The 7,871-nt window shown below is 74.4% G+C and carries 6 protein-coding genes and 1 pseudogene; 4 read left to right on the top strand and 3 right to left on the bottom strand.

From position 1 onward, the window contains the following. From AB0O00_RS24425 to rsmH, 3 genes and pseudogenes are all read right to left on the bottom strand, one after another. Nucleotides 1-305: pseudogene (locus AB0O00_RS24425) on the bottom strand (hypothetical protein); the annotation flags it as partial. A gap of 67 nt (nt 306-372) precedes the next feature. Beyond that, complete coding sequence (locus AB0O00_RS24430; protein ID WP_363655109.1) at nt 373-810, bottom strand: hypothetical protein; 438 nt, start codon at nt 808-810, stop codon at nt 373-375. Nucleotides 811-973: 163 nt separating this feature from the next. Then, nucleotides 974-1,948 carry a 16S rRNA (cytosine(1402)-N(4))-methyltransferase RsmH gene (gene rsmH, locus AB0O00_RS24435; RefSeq protein WP_363655111.1) on the bottom strand — a complete coding sequence of 325 codons (975 nt, stop codon included), beginning with the start codon at nt 1,946-1,948 and terminating at the stop codon, nt 974-976. A gap of 523 nt (nt 1,949-2,471) precedes the next feature. On the opposite strand from rsmH, the gene AB0O00_RS24440 reads away from it, so the two are divergent. From AB0O00_RS24440 to AB0O00_RS24455, 4 genes are all read left to right on the top strand, one after another. Then, the gene (locus AB0O00_RS24440) at nt 2,472-3,014 is read left to right on the top strand and encodes a carbonic anhydrase (protein WP_363655113.1); all 543 of its coding nucleotides are present in this window, start codon (nt 2,472-2,474) and stop codon (nt 3,012-3,014) included. A gap of 317 nt (nt 3,015-3,331) precedes the next feature. Beyond that, nucleotides 3,332-4,297, top strand: a complete 966-nt coding sequence (locus AB0O00_RS24445) for a MoxR family ATPase (protein WP_363655119.1) — start codon at nt 3,332-3,334, stop codon at nt 4,295-4,297. Nucleotide 4,298: 1 nt separating this feature from the next. Beyond that, the gene (locus tag AB0O00_RS24450; RefSeq protein WP_363655115.1) at nt 4,299-5,621 is read left to right on the top strand and encodes a DUF58 domain-containing protein; all 1,323 of its coding nucleotides are present in this window, start codon (nt 4,299-4,301) and stop codon (nt 5,619-5,621) included. Beyond that, nucleotides 5,618-7,871: DUF3488 and transglutaminase-like domain-containing protein (locus AB0O00_RS24455; RefSeq protein ID WP_363655117.1), on the top strand; the 2,254-nt coding region annotated here is incomplete at its 3' end. The genes AB0O00_RS24450 and AB0O00_RS24455, both read left to right, overlap by 4 nt.

Raw genomic sequence — 7,871 nt, forward strand, 5'->3', positions numbered from 1 at the left:
GACTTGGGGCGCGGCCGGGCCCCCGCCTGGGCGCGGGCCGGCGGCCGGCCCTCGGGGCGGCGCTGCTGCGGGGCGCGCGGGGTCCGGGCGGCGGCGGCCTTCGCGGGCTGGCCCTTGGCGGGCTGCTTCGGCCGGGCCGGCTGCACCTTCGCGGCCTGCGGCTTGGCAGACGACGACTTGGCGGACGACGGCTTGGCCGGCTGGGCCTTCTTCGCCGCCTGCCCGCGCGGAGCGGCCCCCTTGGGCGCCGCCGGACGGCGCGGGTTGCCGGAACCGCCCCCGGACGGCTGTCGCGGAGTACTCATGCGCCCACCTCGCCGCGCTCGACGAGGTCCCGTACGCACGTACGGCCGGCTCCCTGGTTCCGCCCGCTCATCGAGCCGCACCCCCCGTCGGTGAGGGCGCCGGGGCGCCCGGGTTGATCTGGACGACGGAGTCGCCCGCGGTCGCCGTCGGTGCCGGGGCGCTCGGCTGGGAGCTCGGCGACGGCTGTTGCTTGGTCGGCCACGGCTCGGCCGTCGACCGCTTCACCGGCGGGCTGTCCTGCGCCGGGCCCGGCTTGCCGAGCACCTTGCCGCCGTTGCCCAGGTCCAGGAACGCCATCCCGCCGGCCGGGATCATGCCGAGCTCGGCGGCCCGCCTGGCCAGCGCGTCCGGCGCGGAGTTCTGGTCGATCTGGTGCTGGAGGCTCTGCTGCTCGTCGGTCGCCGCGGTGGTCTGCCGCTGCAGCCTGGACAGCTCGAACGAGCCCTCGTTGAGCGCCGTGTTCAGCGCCAGCAGCCCGAGCAGCCCCGCCGCGAGCAGGACCACCACCAGGACGGCGAAGGGCGTGCGCCCCCGGACGGGGCGCCGCCCCGGCCGGACCGTGATACGCGCCCTGCCCTGCCCCGGGAGTGCTCCGCTCCCCGCCCGGACCCCACCGGCCACCGGCCCCACTGCTCTCCTCCGCCCTTCGGACCGCCCCGGGACCTGCTCAGCCCCGCTTCTTCCGGTCCCTGATCCTCTCCGCCACCCGCAGCCGCACGGGCGCGGCGCGCCGGTTCTCCTCGATCTCCGCCTCGGTGGCCAGCTCGGCACCGCGGGTGATCAGCTTGAGCCAGGGCTGGTGCTCCTCGGGGACGAACGGCAGTCCCGGCGGCGCCGTGCTGGTCGCCCCGGCCGCGAAGTACTGCTTCACCAGGCGGTCCTCCAGCGACTGGTAGGACATCACGACGATCCGGCCGCCGACCGCGAGGGCGTCCAGCGCTCCCGGGATGGCCCGGTCCAGCACCTCCAGTTCGCCGTTCACCTCGATCCGCAGGGCCTGGAACGTCCGCTTGGCGGGGTTCCCCCCGGTGCGCCGGGTGGCGGCCGGGATGGCGTTGCGCACCAACTCGACGAGACGCGCGCTGTTGGTGAACGGTTCCTTCTCGCGTTCCCGCACGATCACCGAGGCGATCTTCCCGGCGAACCGCTCCTCGCCGTAGAACTTGAGGATCCGGGCCAGCTCGCCGTGGCTGTAGGTGTTCAGCACCTCGGCCGCGCTGATCCCCCGGGTCTGGTCCATCCGCATGTCCAGCGGGGCGTCCTGGGCGTACGCGAAACCGCGGTCGGCCTCGTCCAGCTGCATCGAGGAGACGCCGAGGTCGAACAGCACGCCGTCGATCCGGTCGATGCCCAGGCGCTCCAGCACCTCGGGGATCTCGTCGTACACCGCGTGCACCAGCGTGGCCCGGTCGCCGAACGGCGCGAGCCGCTCGCCGGAGAGCTTGAGCGCGGCCGGGTCGCGGTCCACCGCGATCAGCCGGACCTCGGGGAACTGGGTGAGCAGCGCCTCGCTGTGCCCGCCGAGGCCGAGGGTGGCGTCCACCACCACGGCGCCGGGCCGGGAGATCGCCGGGGCCAGCGCGTCCATGCACCGCTGCAGCATCACGGGGACGTGCTTGGGTCCCGGCTCATTGGTGGTCATGCGCGGTGGCGCCCTTCCTCGGTGCGGAGCAGCCCGATGTCCGGGAGCTTCGACCATTCTCGCCCACCGCCGGGAGCGGGCACGACACGGCCCGTGGTCCCCGCCCGCTCGAGGGGAAGGACATGACCGCCGGGCGCCGGGGAAGGTGCGCCAGGAGGACACGGAGCGGGTGGAGGCCACGGGCCGGGTCGGGCCGGAGCAGCGGCCGGGAACGCCCTGTTGACGGGCTCCGGCGGGTGTGCTCCACTGCGCCGCAACTCTATCGCGCGGGCACCGCCAGTCAATGGCCCGCTCCGGCGCACCACCCGGGCGGCGGTACGGATCACCGCAGGTCGCGGCCGTCCCGGTGGTCGGTCGCGGACGGGCGGAGCGGCTGCGGCGCCCGGTCGCGCGCCCCGGCCGCGCGCGGTTCGGGACCAGGCCGGACAAACCCGTCCGTTGTGGCTATGCGCTCGGTCACAGCGCCGCGTTCTGTAGCTCTCCGCCCCACCGCGGCCACCCGAATCGCACTAACGTCGCCCCCATGACAGTGACCCCCGACCGGCCCACGCCGACCGCCGCTGCCGATTCCGAGACCCCCACCATCATCGACCGCTTCGTGGCGGCCAACCGCGACTACGCGGTCACCTTCCACGACTGCGGCATGGACGCCCGTCCGGTGCAGAAGATCGCCGTCGTCGCCTGCATGGACGCCCGCCTCGACCTGTTCGCGGCGCTCGGGCTCGAACTGGGCGACGCCCACGTCATCCGCAACGCGGGCGGCGTCGTCACCGACGACACCATCCGCTCCCTCACGATCAGCCAGCGCGCCCTCGGCACCCGCTCGATCGCGCTGATCCACCACACCGGCTGCGGCCTGCTCGGGCTCACCGAGGACTTCCGCCGCGAGCTGGAGCTGGAGGTCGGCCAGCGCCCGCAGTGGGCGGTCGAGGCCTTCGTCGACCTGGACGGCGACGTCCGCCAGTCCATGCAGCGCGTCCGCACCTCCCCGTTCCTGCTGCACACCGACGACGTCCGCGGCTTCGTCTTCGACGTCCACACGGGCCTGCTGCGCGAAATCCACTGACCCGGCGCCCCCTGTCCCCCAGTCAACGGCGCCTGGGCGACAGGGTGACTTCCGCGCCCCCGGCGGGGGAGAATGCGCCTGCCGGTTGACCTCGAACCACCTGGGGCGGCCGGGCCGCAGGCCGCTGTCCCGGCGCCGGATCCCGCACGGAACCGCCCCTGGAACGGCCGCGTCAAGCATGGGGTGGGGGCCGGCCTCGGGGTGAGGCGGGCACGGTGTGCCAGGGAGCGTAACGGGTGACGAGCTACAGCGATCAGGCCGGTGTCGGCAGTTCTTCGGGGGGCGCCCACGGGGCGGACGGGTACCACCGGGTCGGCCTGCCCGAGCTCGCCGCGGTCGTGGACCGGGTCCGCGGCAACATCGAGAGCGTGATCGAGGGCAAGCCGGAGGCCGTCCGGATCGCCCTGACCGTCCTGCTCGCCGAGGGCCACCTGCTGCTGGAGGACGTGCCCGGCGTCGGCAAGACCATGCTGGCCAAGGCGCTCGCCCGCTCGGTCGACTGCACCGTGCGGCGCATCCAGTTCACGCCCGACCTGCTGCCGTCGGACGTCACCGGCACCAACATCTACGACCAGCACCAGCGCGACTTCGAGTTCCGTCCGGGCGCGATCTTCGCCCAGATCGTGGTCGGCGACGAGATCAACCGCGCCTCGCCCAAGACCCAGTCGGCGCTGCTGGAGTCGATGGAGGAGCGCCAGGTCACCATCGACGGCACCAGCTACGAGCTGCCGTCGCCGTTCATGGTCGTCGCCACCCAGAACCCGGTCGAGATGGAGGGCACCTACCCCCTCCCCGAGGCCCAGCGGGACCGCTTCATGGCCCGCATCTCGATCGGCTACCCCAGCCCCGAGGCCGAGTTCGCGATGCTCGACGTGCACGCCGGCGCCAACCCGCTGGCCGACCTCCAGCCGGTCGCGCACGCCGCCGACATCCTCAAGCTGATCGACCTGGTGCGCACCGTGCACATCGCCGACCCGGTCCGCCGCTACGCCGTCGACCTCGTCGGCGCCACCCGCTCCAGCCACGAGCTGCGCCTGGGCGCCTCACCGCGCGCCACCCTGCACCTGGTCCGGGCCGCCCGCGCCGCCGCCGCGCTGGACGGGCGCGACTACGTCACCCCGGACGACATCCAGCGCCTCGCCGTCCCGGTCCTCGCGCACCGCCTGATGCCGACCGCCGAGACCCAGCTGAGCCGCCGCACCTCCGAGCAGATCGTGGCCGACCTCGTCGCCCGGCTGCCGCTGCCGCGCCCGCAGGGCGGCCCGGCCGGCCGGAGGGGCTGAGGTGTCGCCGTCCGACTCACCGTCGGGCCTGCGGGCCGGCCTGCGCGGCCTCACCACCCGGGGCCGCTCCTTCCTCGCCGCCGGGCTCACCGCCATGGTCTGCGCGTACCTGCTCGACCAGGACGCCCTGCTGCGGGTCGGCGTGCTGCTCGCCGCGCTGCCGCTGGCCGCCGCCCTGGTGCTGGCCAACACCCGCTACCGGGTGGCCAGCGGACGCCGGCTCAGCCCGCACCGGGCGATCGCCGGCCAGGAGGCCAGGGTCCACCTGCGGGTCGACAACATCTCCCGGGTGCCCACCGGGCTGCTGCTCCTGGAGGACAAGGTCCCGTACGTGCTCGGGCCGCGCCCGCGCTTCGTGCTGGACCGCGTCGAGCCGCGCGGCAACCGCGAGGTCTCCTACCGGGTCCGCTCCGACCTGCGCGGGCGCTACGAGCTCGGGCCGCTGCAGCTGCGGCTGTCCGACCCGTTCGGGATGTGCGAGGTGAACCGTTCGTTCAACGCCTCCGACGTGCTCACCGTCGTCCCCCAGGTCCAGGCGCTGGCGCACGTGCGGCTGAGCGGCGAGTGGCTCGGGCAGGGCGAGAGCCACTCCCGCACCCTCGCGCTGGCCGGTGACGACGACGTCATCCTGCGCGAGTACCGGCCCGGCGACGACCTGCGCCGCGTGCACTGGAAGTCCACCGCCCGCTACGGCGAACTGATGGTCCGCCGCGAGGAGCAGCCGCAACGCGCCCGCGCCACCGTGCTGCTGGACACCCGAGAGATCGCCCACCGGGGCAGCGGCCCCGCCTCCTCCTTCGAGTGGGCGGTCAGCTGCGCCGCGTCCGTCTCCGTCCACCTGCTGGAGCGCGGCTACCAGACCCGGCTGCTCACCGACACCGGCCAGTGGGTCCCCGGCCCCGGCGCGGGCGGCACCAACGCGGCGGCCGACTCCTCCGGGCTGATCCTGGACGCGCTCGCGGTCGCCGACCTGTCCGACGGCGGCGGGCTCTCCCGCGCCGAGGAGCCGCTGCGCGCCGGCGGCGAGGGCCTGCTGGTCGCCGTCCTCGGCGAGCTCGACGAGTCCCAGGCCGCCCGGCTGGCCCGGCTGCGCAGCCGCACCGGCGGCGCCATCGCCTTCCTGCTCGACACCGGCACGTGGAGCGGTCTGCGGCTGCTCGCCCCGGAGACCGGCGGCGACGAGTTCCGCGCCCGCGCCCGCCAGCTGCGCGAGGCCGGCTGGACGGTCCTGCCGGTGCGCGCCGGGGACTCGCTCCCCGACCTGTGGCGGGCCGCCGAAGGCGCGACGACCACCGCCCCCTACCGAGAAGAGGCCGGCGCGTGACCACCCGGGCCAAACTGACCGTCTACGCGGCGCTGGCCACCGCCCTCGCCTCGCTCTGCCTGACCCCGCTGCTCACGACCAAGAGCTGGATCACCCACGCCTTCCTGGTGATCGCGGTGATCGCCGCGGTCGGCGCGGGCCTGCGCCGCTCCCCGCTGTACCGCTGGACGGTGCCGCTCGGACAGCTGCTCGCCCTGGCCTTCCTGCTGCTGATCGGCTTCGCCGACTCCGGCGTCATGTGGGGCGGCCTGGTGCCGGGGCCGGACTCGCTGAGCTCCCTCGACCGGGTGTTCGGCTCCGGCCTGGACGACATCCAGCAGTACGCGATCCCGGCGCCGCCCAACGCGGGCCTGCGGCTGATCCTGGTCGGCTCGGTCGGCCTGATCGCGCTGATCGTCGACACCGTCGCGGTGACGTACCGGCGCTCGGCGCTGGCCGGGCTGCCGCTGCTGGCGCTGTACTCGGTCGGCAACGGCCTGGCCGGCGACCACGGCAGCTGGATCTGGTTCGGCCTCGCCGCGGCCGGCTACCTGGTGCTCCTGTTCGCCGAGGGCCAGGACCGCGTCTCGCGCTGGGGCCGGATCTTCCGCGGCACCTCGCGCGGCACCGAGAGCTCGGGTTCGGTCGGCCTCGGCGGCCAGCAGGTCGGCATCCTGGCCCTCGCCATCGCCATGCTGCTGCCGGTCTTCCTGCCGCACTGGGAGTCGGGCCTGCTGCACTCCGGCTCCGGCAGCAGCATCGGCACGGGTGCGCTCGGCGCGGTCACCAGCCTCGACCCGCTGGTCAGCCTGCAGGCCGAGATCACCCGGCCCACCGACACCGAGCTGCTGCGCTACAGCCTGGACAGCGACATCGCCGACCAGACGTACCTGCGCACCGGCTCGCTGGACGTGTTCGACGGCACCAACTGGAAGCTCGGCTCCACCACCGTCGGCGACGTGTCCGCGGCCTTCCCCCCGCCGGAGGGCCTGCGCGACGCCAACGTCCCGCAGATGACGGGCGACTTCAAGGTCAGCGAAGGGCTGGAGAAGAGCTGGCTGCCGATGCCCTACCCGGCCGTCTCGGTCCAGCTGCCCCACCCCAACGAGTGGAAGCTCGACCAGCTGACCCGCACCGTGATGCCCACCAACGACAAGGCGATCAAGGGCCTGCACTACAAGGTCACCGCGCTGGACGTCCGGCCCACCGCCAACGACCTGCGCGACGCGCCCGCCGTGCCCCAGAACATCCGGGACCACTACACGGCCCTGCCGGCCGACCTGCCCGCCGAGGTGGCGCAGGACGCCCAGAAGGTCACCGCCAAGCAGTCGACCAACTACGACAAGGCCGTCGCCCTCGCCGCCTGGTTCACCGGACCGGACTTCCGCTACGACACCAGCGTCAACGGCGGCACCGGCACGGACGCCATCCGCACCTTCCTGCGCGACAAGCGCGGCTTCTGCGTCCACTTCGCCTCCACCATGGCGGCGATGGCCCGCGCGCTGAAGATCCCCGCCCGGGTGGCCGTCGGCTTCACCCCCGGCGACGCCCAGGCCGGCGGCACCTACGCGGTGACCGGCCGGATGTACCACGCCTGGCCCGAGCTGTACTTCTCCGGCTACGGCTGGATGCGCTTCGAGCCCACCCCCAGCCGCGGCGTGCAGCCCCGCTACAACGAGCAGGTCTCCGCCCCGGTCACCACGCCCACCCAGCAGCCGACCGCCGCCGCCACCAGCGACGCGCCCGCGCCCGCGCCGTCCAGCAGCAGGGACTGCGACGCGAAGCTGCGCCAGCTGGGCGAGTGCGGCAAGAAGAACGGCGCCGCCGGCGACACCGGCCAGGACTCCTGGCTGCTCTCCGCGCAGGTGCTCGGCACCCTCGCCGCGGTGGTCACGCTGATCGCGCTGCTGCTCGTGCCGATGCTCTGGCGCTCCGCGCTGCGCCGGCGCCGGCTCGGCGGCGGGCGCCGCCGCCCCGGTGGGGACGGCCCGGCCGAGCTCACCGACGAGCAGGTCCTGGCCGCCTGGGACGAGCTCGTCGACTCCGCCTGGGACCTCGGCATCCCGCCGGACGAGTCGCGCACCCCGCGCGCCGCCGCCCGGCGGATCACCGAGCGGGCCGAGCTGGACGAGAACGCGGCGGCCGCCGCGGGACGGCTGGCGCTGGCCACCGAGCGGGTGGACGTCGACCTGTGCCTGTTCGTCTACGACTGCCTCGACGACAACGGCATTCGCCACGTCGGCCACCTGCTGAACCCCGTCGTCGAACCGC

It is taken from the genome of Kitasatospora sp. NPDC093558, from assembly GCF_040683475.1.
Taxonomy (GTDB): Bacteria; Actinomycetota; Actinomycetes; order Streptomycetales; family Streptomycetaceae; genus Kitasatospora.